The organism is Microbacterium sp. zg-B185 (genome assembly GCF_030246885.1).
GTDB lineage: Bacteria > Actinomycetota > Actinomycetes > Actinomycetales > Microbacteriaceae > Microbacterium.
Genome location: NZ_CP126739.1, coordinates 487,759 through 504,141, shown reverse-complemented (window position 1 = coordinate 504,141; position 16,383 = coordinate 487,759). Strand labels below are relative to the sequence as shown.

Annotated in this window: 13 protein-coding genes; 1 reads left to right on the top strand and 12 read right to left on the bottom strand. The window is 69.1% G+C overall.

What is annotated here, in order from left to right:
* Window positions 1-63: 63 nt before the first annotated feature.
* The 5 genes from QNO12_RS02345 to QNO12_RS02325 are packed head-to-tail and all read right to left on the bottom strand — an operon-like array spanning window position 64 to window position 4,585.
* Window positions 64-1,029, bottom strand: coding sequence for a fumarylacetoacetate hydrolase family protein (locus QNO12_RS02345; protein WP_257503606.1), 966 nt, complete (start codon window positions 1,027-1,029; stop codon window positions 64-66).
* Between the two features lie 48 nt (window positions 1,030-1,077).
* Complete coding sequence (locus tag QNO12_RS02340) at window positions 1,078-1,890, bottom strand: ABC transporter ATP-binding protein (RefSeq protein ID WP_257503607.1); 813 nt, start codon at window positions 1,888-1,890, stop codon at window positions 1,078-1,080.
* Entirely contained in the window at window positions 1,887-2,699 is an 813-nt protein-coding gene (locus QNO12_RS02335; protein WP_257503608.1) for an ABC transporter permease, read from the bottom strand. The genes QNO12_RS02340 and QNO12_RS02335 overlap by 4 nt, the downstream gene beginning before the upstream one ends.
* Before the next feature lies 1 nt (window position 2,700).
* Window positions 2,701-3,522 (bottom strand): ABC transporter permease, encoded by an 822-nt coding sequence (locus QNO12_RS02330; protein WP_257503609.1) that lies wholly within the window; start codon window positions 3,520-3,522, stop codon window positions 2,701-2,703.
* A gap of 34 nt (window positions 3,523-3,556) precedes the next feature.
* A complete protein-coding gene (locus QNO12_RS02325) occupies window positions 3,557-4,585 on the bottom strand; it encodes an ABC transporter substrate-binding protein (protein WP_257503610.1) in 1,029 nt (342 codons plus the stop codon).
* Between the two features lie 263 nt (window positions 4,586-4,848).
* Between QNO12_RS02325 and QNO12_RS02320 the strand changes: the two genes are divergently transcribed.
* Window positions 4,849-5,955, top strand: coding sequence for a DUF998 domain-containing protein (locus QNO12_RS02320; RefSeq protein ID WP_257503611.1), 1,107 nt, complete (start codon window positions 4,849-4,851; stop codon window positions 5,953-5,955).
* On the opposite strand, the gene QNO12_RS02315 is transcribed toward QNO12_RS02320, so the two are convergent.
* From QNO12_RS02315 to QNO12_RS02285, 7 genes are all read right to left on the bottom strand, one after another.
* Entirely contained in the window at window positions 5,927-6,619 is a 693-nt protein-coding gene (locus tag QNO12_RS02315) for a response regulator (RefSeq protein ID WP_257503612.1), read from the bottom strand. The two genes, QNO12_RS02320 and QNO12_RS02315, sit on opposite strands and share 29 nt — an antisense overlap.
* Window positions 6,616-8,472, bottom strand: a complete 1,857-nt coding sequence (locus QNO12_RS02310; protein ID WP_257503613.1) for a DUF4118 domain-containing protein — start codon at window positions 8,470-8,472, stop codon at window positions 6,616-6,618. Before QNO12_RS02310 ends, QNO12_RS02315 begins: the two co-directional genes overlap by 4 nt.
* Before the next feature lie 61 nt (window positions 8,473-8,533).
* Window positions 8,534-10,648 (bottom strand): APC family permease, encoded by a 2,115-nt coding sequence (locus tag QNO12_RS02305; protein WP_257503614.1) that lies wholly within the window; start codon window positions 10,646-10,648, stop codon window positions 8,534-8,536.
* An 84-nt stretch (window positions 10,649-10,732) separates the two neighbouring features.
* Window positions 10,733-11,593, bottom strand: a complete 861-nt coding sequence (locus QNO12_RS02300) for a 3-hydroxyacyl-CoA dehydrogenase family protein (protein WP_257503615.1) — start codon at window positions 11,591-11,593, stop codon at window positions 10,733-10,735.
* Window positions 11,590-12,342, bottom strand: coding sequence for an enoyl-CoA hydratase/isomerase family protein (locus tag QNO12_RS02295; RefSeq protein WP_257503616.1), 753 nt, complete (start codon window positions 12,340-12,342; stop codon window positions 11,590-11,592). The genes QNO12_RS02300 and QNO12_RS02295 overlap by 4 nt, the downstream gene beginning before the upstream one ends.
* Window positions 12,343-12,471: 129 nt before the next feature.
* Window positions 12,472-14,568, bottom strand: coding sequence for a heavy metal translocating P-type ATPase (locus QNO12_RS02290; protein ID WP_257503617.1), 2,097 nt, complete (start codon window positions 14,566-14,568; stop codon window positions 12,472-12,474).
* Between the two features lie 368 nt (window positions 14,569-14,936).
* Entirely contained in the window at window positions 14,937-16,301 is a 1,365-nt protein-coding gene (locus QNO12_RS02285) for a type 2 periplasmic-binding domain-containing protein (protein ID WP_257503618.1), read from the bottom strand.
* Window positions 16,302-16,383 lie beyond the last annotated feature (82 nt).

The window sequence follows — 16,383 nt, the reverse complement described above, 5'->3', positions numbered from 1 at the left end:
CCGCGGCTCGGACCTCGCGGTAGCGGGCGCTGCCGAGGCGGATGGAGCGTACGCCCGGAGACCTCACTGATCGCCCGCGGCGACGCACCGGACGACCTGCTCGCCCAGCATCGAGATCCGACCGGTCATCACGTCACCGTCCCTGAGGAACCGTCCCCAGTGCTGACCGTTCCCCGCCGGGCTGCCGGTCAGGATCATATCGCCGGGGAACAGACGCGTGGTCTGGGAGGCGTCGGAGACGAGGGCGGGGACGTCGTAGATCAGCTCCGCGGTCGTCGAGTCCTGCATGACCTCGCCGTTCAGCTCCAGGACCACTCGGGCGTCGCGCGGATCGACGAACCGCGCCGGAACCAGGAACGGGCCGGTCGGCAGGAAGCCCGGGGCGTTCTTGGAACGGAACCAGTCCGCTCCCAGGTCTCCCGGGCCACCCGGGAAGACGAGGTCGCGGGTGGTGATGTCGTTTGCGATCGTGTAACCGGCGATGTGCGCCGGCGCTGCTTCCGGCGTCACGCGGAACGCCTCCCGTCCGATGACGACCGCGAGCTCCAGCTCCCAGTCATGCTGGTCGCTGTATGCCGGAAGCACCAGCGGCTCATCGGCTCCGACGACGCAGCCGGCAAGCCCGAGGAAGATGATCGCCTTGCCACTGGCCGCGCGTGCGTCCATCACCCGTTCGGCCCGTGCGCGGAGCACGTCCGGCGCCACGCCACGATCCTCTTTGGCGATGCCGCCCATGATCAGCTGGATCACGTGGGTGCGGTAATTCGCGCCCGCTTGCAGCACGTGACGTGGTTGGACGGGTGCGGTCAACGTCACCTCGGCCAGCGGCCGCCACGGACCGTCGGCGTCCACGAGCCTCTCCAGCCGGTCCCAGTCATCGGCGGCGAGGAAGTCGTTCAGGTCCGCGGCGCCCAGGTCTTCCCTGTCCAATGGACGGATGCGGTCGCCTGCCACCAGACCAAGACGCACGCCCGCGCCGTCGTGGTAACGGGCAAGCGCAAAAGGTGCCTCGGGCCCCATGCTGGTCATCGTGTTCCTCTCATCAGCGCCGCACGCTTCCGCGCGGGGCGCATACCCTCATGTCGCAGCGATCTGCTGGACCAATCCGTGCTCTTGAATCTCCTCGAGGACGCGGGTGCGCAGCTGCACGAACGTCGGCGTCGCTCTGGTGACCAGCTGGTTGCGTTCCCGGCCGAGGGGCACCTCGACATCGTCGACGATCCGCGACGGGCGCCCGCCCAGCACGACCACGCGATCACCGAGGTACACGGCTTCGTCGATGTCGTGCGTGACCACGACGATCGTGATCCCCAGCCGGTCCCTCAGCCCGAGGACGAGATCCTCCAGCTCGAAGCGGGTCTGGGCGTCGAGCGAACCGAACGGCTCGTCCATCAGCATGATCGGCGCCTCGTACGCCAGCGCGCGGGCGATCGCCACCCGCTGCTGCATGCCGCCGGACAGCTGCCAGGGGTACTTGTCTGCGCTCTCGCCGAGGCCGACCACCTCCAGCGCGTCCTGAGCGCGGCGAAGCCGCTCGGCCTTGGGGACCTTGCGGCCTTCCAGGGGGAAGGCCACGTTCTGCGCCACCCGCATCCAGGGCAGCAACGATCCGCGGTAGTCCTGGAAGACGACCGCGATCTGCTCGACCGGTTCCGTGATGACGCTGCCCGCCAGGGACACCGCCCCGGTGCTGGGAGTCGCCAAGCCGGCCAGAAGGCGCAGGAGCGTCGTCTTGCCGACACCGGAGGCCCCCACCAGGCACGTGATGTCACCGGTGCGGATCTCCAGGTGCAGGTCCTCGATCACCGCCACCCGATCGGCGCCCGTGCCGAACGACTTGCCCACATGCGCGGCGCTGAGCGCCACCTCCGCTGTCAGGTCATGAGTCACTTGCTTCTCCTTTCACTGATGCGGACGCGACGCGACGCGTCCGCATCTTCACGCGTCCACGCGAGCACCCGGTGCTCGATGAGGACATAGACGACCGTGAACGCCCAGCCGATGACGCCGACGAGCAGTGTCCCGCCCCATGCGGCGGCGAGCTGGAACCGCTGCCCGCTCTGCAGGATGAAGTAGCCGACGCCTTCGGTCGAACCGTACATCTCGCTGACGACCAGCATCACCAGGCCGATGGTCACCGCCAGACGGATGCCGACGGCAATCTGCGGAGCAGCGCCCGGCAGGACCACTCGGCGGATCCGCAATCCGAGGGGGATCCGATACCCGCGCGCGGTCTCGAACACGCTCGGTGCGATCGAGCGGACGCCCTCGATGCAGTTCAGCAGGATGGGCCAGACGCACGCGAGGAAGATCAGGAAGACCTTGGGACCTCGGCCCACCCCCAGGACGAGGATGACGATAGGGACGAACACCACGATCGGGAGCGTCCGGAAGAAGTCGAGGTAGGGCGAGAGCACTTCGCCGACGTACGGGAGCAGACCGATCGCGAGCCCGAATCCCAGGCCCACCAGGATCGCGAGGGCCAGGGCGGCGAAGTAGTTGCCGAAGCTGAAGAGAAGATCTCCCCACAGTTGGCCCGAGGCGGCCCAATCCACGACCGTCTGCAGAATGGTCGCCAGCGACGGCCAGAACGCGGAGGTGGAGGCCGCCGACGCGACGAACCAGAGCGCCACCAGCGCGATCGGCAGCCACGCCTGCAGAAGGACGGTCGCCACGGGGCCATACGTTTTCGTCTTCATCTCAGTCATCCCCTCCCATCGCCGGACGCCATTTCAGAAGCGAGGTCTGCAGCTTCTCGAGTCCGGCGTTCACGGCGAACCCGAGGAGGCCGGCGGTGACGATGTACGCGAAGGACAGGGCCGAGTTCGCCCCCATCTGAGCCTCCGTGATCTGGTTGCCGATGCCGGGTGAGCCGCTGAGCACCTCGGTGGCGATCGCCACCAGGATGCCCACCGATGCGCCCAGGCGCAGCCCGGTCAGGATCGACGGTGTGGCACTCGGCAGCATGACCCTGCGCACCAGCAGCGCCCGGGGAATGCGGAACGACCGCGCCGTCTCGATGACCGACGACGGGACCTGGCGCACCCCCTGTTGCGTCTGCAGGATGATCGGGAACACCACCGCTACGAACACCAGGACGGACTTGAGCTCGATGCCACGGCCGAGGATCAGGACCAGCACCGCGATGAGAGCGATCGCCGGGAAGGCCCGACCGAAGTCGACCAGGAAGCGGGTGGACAGCTCAGCGGCAGCGGATGCGCCGGTGATCACACCGATCGCGATGCCGACGACCGCGGCTGCGAGAAGCCCGGCCAGGGCTCCCCACAGCGTCAGCCCCAGCGCCTGCCAATATCCGGCGGTGACGACCTCCTGCGCCAGGGCAACGACCACGGCGGAAGGGGCGGGGACGAGACCTGCCGGGACGATCCCCACCGCGGCGATCATCGCCCACAGGGCGATCCCCGCGACGAAGACACCGACCCGCCAGAGCGCCACGCCCCGCGTCGCGCTCTCGCGCCGTGCCGTCGCCGCACTCGTTCGGATGGATTGCGTCCACGTCATCTCGATCTCACCCCCGCCCTGAACCGAACCGGCCTCAGCGCGCCCCTTCCCAGACGATGTCCTCGACGGTCAGGTCTTCTCGGACCTCGCCGGTCTGCTTCATCGCGGAGAGCACGACGTCCCAGCCCTTGGGGTTGAACGACACATCGAGCGGCTCGAGGATCATGACGTTGTCGATGAACGGTGCGGGCAGCTCGGTGTTCTCGTGGTAGACCTTGCGCACCGCGTCGGGGTTCTCGTTGCCGTACTCCGTGCCGAGGGTCAGGGCGGCGCGGAAGCGCTCCAGCGCCTCGGGGTTCTTCTCCGCGAACTCGACCGTGGACACCCAGAGCGACTGCGGCGCATAGGGAAGGAACTCCCGAACGCCGGTGCCGACGCGGGTGAAGCCGGCATCCAGCGCCGAGAGCATGAAGATGCTGAAGGTGAAGACGGCGTCGACCTGCCCGTTCTGGGCGGCGGCGACGAGCGCGTCCATGGGCACCGGGACGATCTCGACCGAATCGAGGCTCACGCCGTTCTCCTCCAGGGCGGTCACGACCGTCAGATACGGCAGGCCGCCGAGCTCGGGAACCCCGACCTTCTTACCCTCGAGGTCCTTCCAGTCGGTGATCGTGCTGCCCGGCGGGACGATGAGTCCGTCCGAGACCTCGCCCTCGTAGTCCGGCTTGGCCGACTTGGTCCCGGCCACCACCAGAATCGGCATCCGCTCATTGATGGCGCGGATCGCCGTCACCGCGTCCGTCGCGGCGATGTCGAACTCGCCCGCGATGAGTGCGGAGTTGGTCGCGGCGCCGCCGCCGCCGCCGGTCTCCTGCAGCTGGACGTCCAGACCCTCCTGTTCGAAGAAGCCCTGCTCCTGCGCGATGATCGCGCTTTCGAGGTTCACGGCGCCGCGGGCGACCCGGACGGTGATGAGCTCCTCCTCGCCGCCGGCCGAGGGACCGGCGGAGGGGTCGGCCGGCGCTGCCGGACTCGAGCAGCCTGCCATGGCCGAGACGATGAGAGCTGCCGCGGTGATCAGCGCGGCACCACGCAGTCTGCGAAGTGGTCGGTGATGTTCCATTTCATCTCCTTTGATGCGTCATCTACTTCTGCGGCGGGGGTGGGACCACCCCGACCTGTTCCCACTATCCGCATCAGTGAAGCCATCGGGGAAGACGGGTTCGCCGATGCGTTCCATTGGCGTTCCCAATACCCCGCGGACCCGGCGCCGGGTCTGCAGACCGGCTCCCGCGGCATCCACCCGCCAGATCCCGATCGCCGGATCAGCCGACACGTCGCTGAGCCCACCCGCCACGACGCGCGTGCGCGCCCATACACTGAGCCATGACCAGCGCCGCAACCCGTCCACCCGCCGACGAGTCTGCGGCCGAACCCGCCGCCGTCACCCGGTCGCAGGCGACCAGCCTCGCCTACGCGAGCGGTGTCCTCGGCGCGGTGTACGGCTTGATCCTGGCGCTGGCCGCACCGGACGAGCTGTTCGCCGACGGTCCGACATCATTCGCGCTCTGGGCGGCGGCCGGCTCCGGGATCTCCGCGGCTGCGGCCTCCGGAATCGGGTACTGGCGATCGCGCAGTCTGCCGGGGCAGGAATGGCGACAATCGCTGTCCACCTGGAAGTTCCTGATCAACACGCTCTCCGTGGTCATCGTGCACACCGTGCTCGCGTTCATCGAGACCTACGTCATCTATCGCCTGGTGGGCCTCGGCTTCGTCGGTCTGCCGGTGCACACGCTGTGGTCGGTGGTCCTGATGGCGGTCACGGTCGGGCTCACGGCTCAGCTGGTGTACGCGTCCGTCTCGGAGATGACCACGCAGCGGATGTCGTCACTGCTGAGGACGTTCATCGCGTTCGGCATCATCACCGCCATGGTGATCGCACCGGAGCCTGATTGGTGGAAGGTGCACTTCAGCCATCTGGGCACCTTCGACGATCTGTCCAGCCTGCTGTTCAACGGCACACTGGTCGCCGCCGGCCTGCTCGTGACGACCTTCGCGGTCTACATCGCACACGACATGCAGACGCTGGTGGACGCGGGGGTGCTGTCCTCACGGCGTTCGCCGCGTGTCGTATCGGCGCTGTTCGTGGGGATGGGTGCGGCGTTCGCCGGGGTGGGCATCTTCTCCGTCGACGTCAACCGCCTGGTGCACGACATCGCGGCGCTGGGACTGGCCTCGATGTTCCTGGCGCTGCTGGGCGGCGGAGCGAAGCTGCTCCGCGGGATGCCGCGGCACTATTTCATCTGGTCATGGGCCATTCTGGCCACGACGCTGCTGTCGGCGGTCATGTTCGCATTGGGGCTGTTCTCCCTCACGGCGATCGAGATCATCGTGTTCACCCTCATCTTCGGATGGATCTCGCTGTTCATCAGATACCTGGGGCAGGCGGGCGCCGCCGCTGAACTCAGCCCTGCCGGCCCGGTCCGCCGGTGACCAGCCGGTATCCCATTCCCGCTTCGGTCAACAGGTGCACGGGGCGTGCCGGATCTTGCTCGAGCTTCTTGCGCAGCTGCGAGAGGTACAGCCGGAGATAGCCGGTGTCGGTGACCTGAGCGGTGCCCCAGATGTCTTCGAGCAGGGCCCGGCGCGTGACGAGCGCGCCCGGGTTGCGGGCCAGGAGCTCCAGGATCCGCCACTCGGTCGGGGTGAGATGCACGAGGGCACCGTCGCGCGTGACCGCCTTCGCGGCGAGGTCGATCCGCACACCGCCGAAGGAGACGACAGGCTCGTCGGGTGAAGCCACGGCGCGCCGGGATAGGGCCCGCAGCCGCGCCAGCAGCTCATCGACCTGGAACGGCTTGGTCACGAAGTCGTCCGCGCCGGCATCCAGCGCCTCCACTTTGTCGGCCGAGCCGGTCCTGCCGGAGACCACGATGATGGGGATGCCGGTCCAGGCGCGCAGCGATTCGATGACCTGCACGCCGTCCAGGTGCGGCATCCCGAGATCCAGCATCACGAGGTCAGGACGCTCGCGTGCCGCGAGGGCCACCGCGGCGTGCCCGTCGGCTGCCACGACGACCTCGTAGCCGTGGGCGGAGAGGGTGATCTGCAGGGCTCGGACGAGCTGAGGGTCATCGTCCGCGACCAGCACCTTCATGAAGACCCCGCAGCCAGCGGCAGGACGATCACCATCGTGAGCCCGCCTCCGGGGGTCTCCTCGGCCATGAGCGTGCCACCCATGCCTTCGGTGAAGCCCTTCGCCAGCGCCAGACCGAGGCCGAGCCCGGTGGTGTTCTCGGTGTCCCCGAAGCGTTGGAAGGGCGCGAACATCTCCTCCCGGCGGTTCGGGGCGATGCCGGTTCCATGGTCGATGACGCGCAGCTGTGCGCTCTGCCCGTCGACGGCGGTCGTCACACTCAGCCGCGTACCGGCGGGCGCGTGGCGTTCTGCGTTGCTGAGCACGTTGACCAGCACCCGCTGCAGCAGGACGGGGTCGGCCCAGATCGCGGGCAGGTGCGGATCCAGCGCGAGGTCGACCACGTCGGGACCCAACCCGATCTCTTCCACGGCGGACAGCACGACGGCGGCAGCGTCGACGGGTCCGAGCGATGCGCCCAGCGCGCCCGCCTCGACCCGGCTGACATCCAGCAGGTCGGTCACCAGCTTCGACAGAGCGGCAAGGCTCACGTGGGCGGTCTCCAGAAGCTCGCGCGCGTCCTCGCCCGACAGGCTCTCTCCGGCGGCACGGAGTCCGCCGACTGCCGCGATCGCGGCGGCCAGCGGTCGACGCACATCGTGGCTCACCGCAGACAGCAGCGCGCTGCGCACCTGATCCGCGACCGCGAGGGCTTGGGCGGCTCGGGCGATCTCGGCCAGCTCGGCCCGTTCCAGGGCGACATTCAGCTGCGCCAGGATGACCTCGAGCAGGCGGCGCTCTGAGTCGTCCAGCGCCCGTCCGTGCAGTTCCAGTGTTGCCCGCGCCGCCCCACCGCCGGGTCCGACGCGCACCGCGGCGAAGCGCCCGTCGCGGACCGGTTCTCCGTCGGTGGCCAGGACGACCCCGCCCTCATCCAGCAGGCGCACTCCGGACAGACCGAAGGCCTCGCGCGTCCGTGCGACCAGGGCCAGCGGGGCGCTCTCACCCCGGAGGACGTTGCCGGCCACGGTCGCAAGCAGCTCAGCCTCGGCCGCGGCACGCTGCGCGATGCGCGCCCGCCTGGCAGCGGTGTCGACGATGTAGCTGACCAGGATCGCGATCAGCGCGTAGAGCAGAAGCGCCGACAGGTGCAGGGGGTCGGACACCTCCACCGAGAACTGCGGCGCCACGAAGAGGAAATCCAGCGTCAATCCGGACAGCACGGCCGCCAGGAGCGCCGGCCAGATCCCGCCGACCAGCGCCACCACGACGACCAGGAGCTGGAATGTGAGCACTTCGGTGGTGATCGACTCCGGTGTGCGGAACAGGTACAGCAGCCAGGTGACGACGGGGCCGAGGATCAGGGTGACGATGAACCCGAGCGCGACTCTCTGCCTGCTGAGCGCGCCGCCGCTGAGACGAGGAAGCGCGAACCGGTCGCCCACGGCGGCGTGGGCGACGACGAGGACGTCGATCTGACCCGCTTCTCGGATCAGGGACGCACCGACGCCCGGTCGAGACAGCGCCGCGAGCAGGCGGCCTCGGCTGCTTTCGCCGATCACGAGCTGCGTCGCCTTTTCGGAGCGGGCGAACTCCAGGATGGCGCGCGGCACGGCATCGCCGATGACCTGGTGGTACGTTCCGCCGACCGACTCCGTCAGCGCCTGCTGACGGGCAAGCTCGCCGGGAGAAGCCGTGCGGCCATGCTCTTCGCCGGCCACGTGCACCGCCAGGAGTGTCCCGCCGGAACGCTCGGCGACGCGAGCCGCCCGGCGGATCAGCACCTCCCCTTCCGGACCGCCGCTCAGCGCGACCACGACGATCTGTCGGGGGTCCGCGGGCTCGTCGACACGGTCCATCATCGGATCGCTCACCCCCTGCCCCTCGGAATCACCTGCGGCGGTCTCAGCGGACCGGCGCACCGGCGCACCGGCGTCAGCGTAGCGCCTCGGCCGGCCGCTTCTCCGGCTCGGGTTCGGGAGGTCCGGCGGGACGATGGGCGCGCCGCGCTGTCCTCTCCACCTCGGGGACGGGTCGCCCGGCGCGCTGGTCTCCGGGAAGGGGACGCGATCGGCGCCCGTAGATGAGCTGCGACGAGTCCAGCAGCCACGGCACGAGGGTGATCGACACCCCGTGCACCATCATCAGCTGCTGCGCGATGCGCCGCGAGCGGCGGTTGTGCAGCAGCGCCTCCCACCAGTGCCCGACGATGTACTGCGGGAGGTACACGGTGACGACGGCCGAGCCGAACTTCTCGCGGTACTGCTTGATGAACTTCGCCACCGGCGCGGTGTACGACCGGTAAGGGGATGCGATGATCACCAGTTCCATCGGCACCCGGTGCTGCTCCCACTGCCGCTGCAGCGCCGCCGACTCCTCGTCGCTGACTGCGACGTGGACCGCGACGGCCCTGCCGTGCTGGGCCGCCAGCGCGTAGTCCACGGCTTTGAGAACGGGCTTCTGCAGACGATTGACCAGGACGATGGCCAGGTCGCCGTCCGCGCCGAAGTGGGTCGTGTGATCGACTTCGATCTCGCGCTCGACGTCGCGGTAGTAGCGGTTCACACCGATCATCAGAGTGGCCAGGATCGGGATGGCGATGAAGACGAGCCACGCGCCGTGGGTGAACTTCGTGATCGTCACGATCAGCAGAACCGAGATGGTCATGGCCGCGCCGAGCGCGTTGATGACGAGCCCGCGGTATGCCGAGCGGCGCTCCCGCCGGGCCGATGCCGCGGCCGCGGCATCCGATGATGCCTCCTGGCGCAGCACCCGCAGCCAGTGCCGCACCATGCCGATCTGGCCGATGGAGAACGAGACGAACACCCCGATGATGTACAGCTGGATCAGCGTGGTGAGGTTGGCCCGGTAGACGACCAGCACCACGATCGCGGCGATGCCCAGGAGCACCATTCCGTTCGAGAAGACGAGGCGATCGCCGCGGGTGTTGAGCGCTTTCGGCGCGAATCCGTCCCGGGCGAGCACTGCCCCCAGCAGCGGGAATCCGTTGAACGCTGTATTGGCGGCCAGCAGCAGGACGCACGCCGTGGCCGCCTGGATGATGAAGAACGGGACGGACCCCATCCCGAATGTCGCCGCGGCGACCTGAGCCATGAGGCTCGGCTGCGGTGCCGATTCGCAGTCGAAGCCGATCAGATGGCACGGGTTCTCGGCGTAGTGCACTCCGGAGACGAGCGCGATCGCCACCAGGCCGGAGAAGAGCAGGATCGCGATGCCCCCCATCAGGGTGAGGGTCATCTGTGCGTTGCGCACTTTCGGAGCACGGAAGGCGGGCACGCCGTTGGAGACCGCCTCGACCCCGGTGAGCGCGGAGCATCCGCTGGAGAATGCGCGCAGCACGAGGAGGATCACGGCCGCCTGCGTGAGCGACTCCGCCTGCACGGCGAACTCGGCGCTCGATGCCACCGGCGGGTCGCCCAGCGCGGTGCGCGTCAGACCCACCACGATCATCACCGCGACCGATGCGATGAAGACGTACGTCGGGACGGCGAATGCGAACGACGCCTCACGCACCCCCCGGAGATTGACGATCACGATGAGGATCACGAAGCCCACGGCCATCTCCACCCGGGCCGGGTCGAGCTCGGGGATCGCCGAGATGATGTTGTCGACTCCCGATGCGACCGACACAGCCACCGTCAGCACGTAGTCCACGAGCAGCGCCGATGCGACCACGACCCCGGGCAGCTCACCCAGGTTGGTCCGGGCGACCTCGTAGTCGCCGCCGCCGGACGGATACGCCCGGATGAGCTGACGGTAGCTGGCGACCACCACGATCAGCAGCAGCACGACGCCGGCGGCGATCCACGGCGAGAACGCCAGGAATGCGGTCCCTCCGATGAGGAGGATCATCAGAAGCTCCTGGGGAGCGTACGCGACCGAACTCAACGCGTCGGAGGCGAAGATCGGCAGCGCGCGCTTCTTCGGCAGCAGCTGCTCGTCCAGCTTCTCGGAGGTCAGCGGTTCGCCGAGGATGAGGCGCTTGACGCGCGGGTGCTCATCGTCGACCTGCTCTGTTCCATCAGTCACGGGACGCGACACTACGCCGACCGGAGTCCCGGAGATCGCTCCGAGCACTCATCCTCACGGAATCCATACGGGCGCGCGCCGGGGCTATCCGGGGACGTGGGAGTAGTCGAAGAACCCCCGGCCGCTCTTGCGTCCCAGCTCGCCCGCGGCGACCTTGTCGCGCAGGATCTGCGGCGGGGCGAACCGTTCGCCCAGGGTCTGGTGCAGGTATTCGGCTATCCCGAGTCGCACGTCCAGACCGACCAGATCCGACGTCCGCAGCGGCCCGGTGGCGTGACGGTAGCCCAGCACCATCGCGGAGTCGATATCGGCGGCGCTGGCGACGCCCTCCTCCAGCATCCGCATCGCCTCGAGCGCGATCGCTGCGCCGAGGCGCGAGCTGGCGAATCCGGGGGCGTCGGTGACGACGATCGGCGTTTTGCCGAGCGCGGCCACCCAGGCTTCGGCGCGGGCACGCAGCTCGGCAGCGGTGCGCGGGGTGACCACGATCTCGACGAGGGCGGACGGAGGGACGGGGTTGAAGAAGTGCAGTCCGCAGAATCGCTCCGGTCGTTGGAGCGCCTCGGCAAGTCCGGACAACGACAACGACGACGTGTTCGTCGCCAGCCACGCGGTGGCGCCGATCACCCGCTCCGCCTCCGCCAGCGCCGCGATCTTCTGAGCGACCACCTCGGGGACGGCTTCGATCACCAGCTCGGCACCGCCGAGCGCAGCGTAGTTCTCGCTCACGGCGACGCGGGCGAGCACGGATGCGGCATCCATCGACCGATCATGCGAGGCCGCCTTGGCGAGGCCGTCCTGAAGACGGGATCGGGCCGCTGCGACCGAGGCGTCGTCGCGCTCGATGACGATGACCGAGGAGCCCGCGCGAGCGAACACCTGCGCGATGCCTGCGCCCATCCGTCCACCGCCGATGACGCCCACCGCAGCCGGAACGGCGATCACGTGGACTCCCTCGGACGGTTCAGGAAGCCGGACATGCGCTCGGTCTTCGCATCGGATTCGAACAGGATCGCCTGCGCGAGATCGTCCACCAGCGGATGCGCGGAGCGCGGGGCGGCCAGGACTCTCTTGGTCAGCCGGACGGCCAGGGGATCCTGCTCGGCGATGCGGTCTGCGAGGGCGTCGGCGGCGGCGAGCAGATCCGGCGGCTCATGGATGGACGCCACCAGGTGGACCCGGAGCGCCTCTTCGGCGGTGAGCCGACGGCCGGTGAAGAGGATCTCCTTGGCGAGAGGCTCTCCGACCAGTTCGAGGAGCCGCCAGGTCGCACCCGCGGCGGCCAGGATCCCGAGCGCCGACTCCGGGTTGCCGAACACGGCACGGGTCGAGGCGATCCGGATGTCCGCGGCGTAGGCCAGCTCGGCCCCGCCGCCTATCGCGTGGCCGTCCACGGCAGCGATGACGGGCATCGGCAGCCGCGCGATCCGCGTGAACAAGCCGGAGTTGATCCCCGCCAGCGCCTCGTCGCGGCCGCGGCCGAGGAGGCTGCGGATATCGGCGCCGGCGGCGAAGATGCCCTTCTCTCCTGCGCTCGCGCCGGTCAGGATCAGGATGCGAGGGTCGCGCTCCAGCCGGGCGCACAGCTCGTGCAGCTCGGCGACCATCTCATCGTCGATCGCATTCCGCACATCGGGACGATGCAGCTCGACCACGAGCCGGTCACCCCCCTCGCGGATCCGCAAGGTGTTCATCACGTCAGGTTCTCACCCCGGTACGTCCGCGTCCACTAGCGTGCCCACCCCGCATCCGGGGGCGGGGGCGACCGGCATCCGTCCCGGCCGGCGATCACGCTCCACGGTGGGTGGGGATCGCCGCCGAGTTCACGCCCGCCGGTCCAGGATGGCGCGCACGCTCGCGTCGGGTCGCAGGTCGAGGCGGCGAAGCACCTGCGCGTTGAGGGCCACGACGACCGTCGACAGCGACATCAGGAAGGCGCCGACCGACATGGGCAGCACGAACCCGAACGGGGTGAGGACGCCCGCGGCCAGTGGCACGGCGATCAGGTTGTAGCCCGCCGCCCACCACAGGTTCTGCGTCATCTTGCGGTAGCCGGCCCGAGAGAGCTCGATCACCGACAGCACCGAGCGAGGGTCGTCGCTGGCGAGGATCACCCCTGCGGAGGCGATGGCCACGTCGGTGCCGGCGCCGATCGCGATGCCGACGTCGGCGCGCGCGAGGGCGGGCGCATCGTTGACGCCGTCGCCGACCACGGCGACGACCAGGCCTGCGTGCTGGAGTTCGGCGACCTTCGCGGACTTGTCCTCGGGGCGGACTTCGGCCAGGACGCGGTCAACACCCAGTTCCGCGCCCACGGAGTGGGCGACCGCATGGGCGTCGCCCGTGATCATCACGACCTGGATGCCGAGTTCGTGCAGCGCGGCCACGGCTTCCCGTGACTCGGGTCGGATCTCGTCGGCCAGTTTCAGCCCGCCGATGACCTCGCCGTCACGCACGACGTGCAGGATGATCGCCCCGTCGGTACGCCATCCCGCGGCCGCCGCCACCTCGCCGGCGCCGATGCCGTCGAGGAGACGCGGCCCGCCGACGCGGATTTCGTGTCCACCCACGGTTGCGACCACCCCGACCGCCGGTGAGGAGGCGAAGCCGCTCGCCGGCGGAACCGTCACGCCGCGGTCCTTCGCCGACCGGACGATCGCCCTGCCCAGCGGGTGCTCGCTGTCTGCTTCGGCCGCGGCAGCCAGGCTGAGCACGGCGTCCGCGTCCAGAACGCCGACGGGTGCGACGTCGATGAGGGTCGGCTCTCCTTTCGTCAGGGTGCCGGTCTTGTCGAACAGGACGGTGTCGATGGTGCGCATGCGCTCCAGCGCCAGGCGGTCTTTGACGAGCACTCCCCCGCGGGCCGCGCGTTCGGTCGCGATCGCCACGACGAGCGGGATGGCCAGACCGAGCGCGTGCGGACACGCGATGACCAGCACCGTGATCGTGCGCACGACGGCCGCGTCGGCGTTGCCCAGCAGCGTCCACACGAGCGCAGTGAGTGCGGCGGCGCCCAGGGCGAACCAGAACAGCCATGCCGCCGCACGATCGGCGATCCGCTGCGCGCGCGAGGTGGAGCTCTGCGCCTGCGCGACAAGCCGCCGGATACCGGCAAGAGTGGTGTCCTCGCCGGTGGCGGTGACTTCGACACGGATGCCGGAGTCCGTCGCCACCGTGCCTGCAGTGACCGTCTCGCCGATTCCGCGCGCGACGGTGCGGGATTCCCCGGTCACCAGGGACTCGTCCATGTCGGCACGACCGGCCACGATCCGGCCGTCCGCGGGCACGCTGCCACCGGGGCGGACCACCACCACATCGCCGACGCGGAGGGCTGACGGCGACACGGTCACCACCCGGTCCCCCTCGACGCGTTCGGCTTCGTCCGGCAGCAGGGCGGCCAGCGAGTCGAGCGCGGAGGTGGTGTGAGCGAGGGATCGCATCTCGATCCAGTGACCGAGGAGCATGATGACGATCAGCAGCGCGAGCTCCCACCAGAACTCGAGTTCGTGATCGAGCAGTCCCAGGGCGGCAGCCCAGGAGGCGACGAAGGCGACAGTGATCGCCAGCCCGATCAGCAGCATCATCCCGGGTGTGCGCGTGCGCAGCTCGCTGACCGCGCCGAGCAGGAACGGCCGTCCTCCCCACACGTACATGACGGTCCCGAGCAGCGGCGAGATCAGGTGCCCGCCGGGGAACAGCGGCAGGCTGTACCCGATCAGCATCGCGAACATGCCCGAGAACCCGACCACCGGGATCGCGAGGATCAGGTTGACCCAGAACAGCCGCCGGAACTGTGCGACGTGGTCGGCACCGTGCCCCGCGTGGGCGTCGCGCCCGCTGTGATGACCGGTGGCAGCGGAGTGACCGGTGTGCTCGGTCTGGTGCGATGTCATGTCGTGCGCCGCGTGCGGGTTCGTCATCAGGGTCCTCCCGGCGCTCGCGCACCAGCCGACGATGGTCAGGAGTATAGAACTCGATACCCCTCCGGGGTATTCCCGTCATTCTGCGCAAGCCCTCCGCGGATGCCCGCGGGTCAGAACGGGAACCACTCAGCGTCACTCCACCGTTCCGTCCGCGGTCGCGGGCGCGGAAGCACCGCTTCGCGTTCTGCTGGCGCTGCTGGGCGTGATGATGCTCTTCGGGTTGACAGGCAAGGGAGGCCTGACCCGAAAGTCGGCGATCGTGGCGGTGCTCCTCAGCGTCGCCTATGTCGTGTCGCTGGCCGTCGTGATCTCCGCGTTCCCGCCGCTTTCGTGGGCATCCCGCTCATCGTGGTCGGGGCGGGTGATCAGCCCGCGGTGGTGTTCTCGTAGGCGCGCATCGCGGCCTGCTGCGCGTCCTGCAGTGCCTCCTCGGCGGTCTTGTCGCCGAGCAGCGCCGCGGTGATCGCGTTGTTCAGCTCGTTCTGGATCTCCTGGCCGGCAGGCGACGAGCCGAACGACTGGCCGTAGTCCACGACGTCGTAGTACGCGGAGATGACCTGGTCGAAGCCCGGGTTTCCGGTCTCGACGACCCACTTCTCGCGGATCATCTGGTCGGCCGACGGCGATCCGGTGAACAGCCCCGTGTTGATGCCGCCGTCCTCGGCGCGGGTCTGCGCGCGCGCTTCACCGGCCGCCGTCCAGCCGTCGTCCGAGGTCAGGTTGATCATCCATGCGCATGCCGCGGCGGGGTTCTCCGCGCCCATCGGGATCACGAACGCAGTCCCGGAAGCCACCGAGAACGGCTCACCATCGGCGTTGCGGAACGGCACCGCTTCGAGCTGCACCTGATCGACGTAGGGCGACAGCACATTCGGGTACCACTGCGCGTTGACCTGAGCGCCCACCTGGTCGGCGACGTACTGGTTGTTGTCGCCGAAGGTGTCGAACGAGTCGGTGAAGCTCTTGACCGAGGCGAAGCCGCCCTGCGCGTCGGTGATCTGCTTCAACGCCTCGATTCCGGCGAGGTTGCTGGGGTCATCGAGGGTCGGCGCACCGTCAGCGTCGGTCAGCTGTCCCCCCATCCCGAGCACCCACAGCCCGCCCTGGCCGGTCGCGACCGGGTCGAAGCCGAGCCGCGTGGGAACGCCGCCGGACTCCTGGTAGATCTTGCCGATCGCGCCGAGCAGGGCGTCCATATCCGAGGTGTCGAACTCCTCCGCCGTGACCCCGGCGCCATCCAGCACGCGCGTGTTCAGCAGCACCGCCGGCGGCTGGTAGAACTGCGGCACGGCCCAGACCGCGTCCTCATACGTCACGTCATCCACGACGAACGGGTACCAGTGGTCGCGAGCCGACACGTCGTGCGCCTCGAAGCAGTCGTCCAGGGGCATGATCAGGTCCTGCGCCGCGTATGTGGTGACGTAGCGACGGTCCATCTGGACCACGTCGGGCACGTCGCCGCTGGCGATCCGCGTCGTGAACTTCTGCGCATCGAAGGCCGTGGCGTCCAGTTCGACCTCGACATCACTGAGCTGCTCCTCGGCGAAGTCCACGCGGGACTGACCGACGTCGTCGGCGTTCTCGAATCCCCATGCCTTCATGGTTCCGGTGGGTTCAGTGCTGAAGTCGGCAGCCGAGTCGCTGCCCTCGCCCCCGCCCCCGCCGCCGCAGCCGACGAGCACGACCGCGCTTGCCGCGAGAGCGGCGATTCCCAGAATGCGCCTGCGCATGTCCATCCCTTTCGATCGGGGCGGCTTCCTCGCCGCCGCCGGACGTCCCCCGTGCGAACCTGCGGCAGGGCGAGTGCCCTGC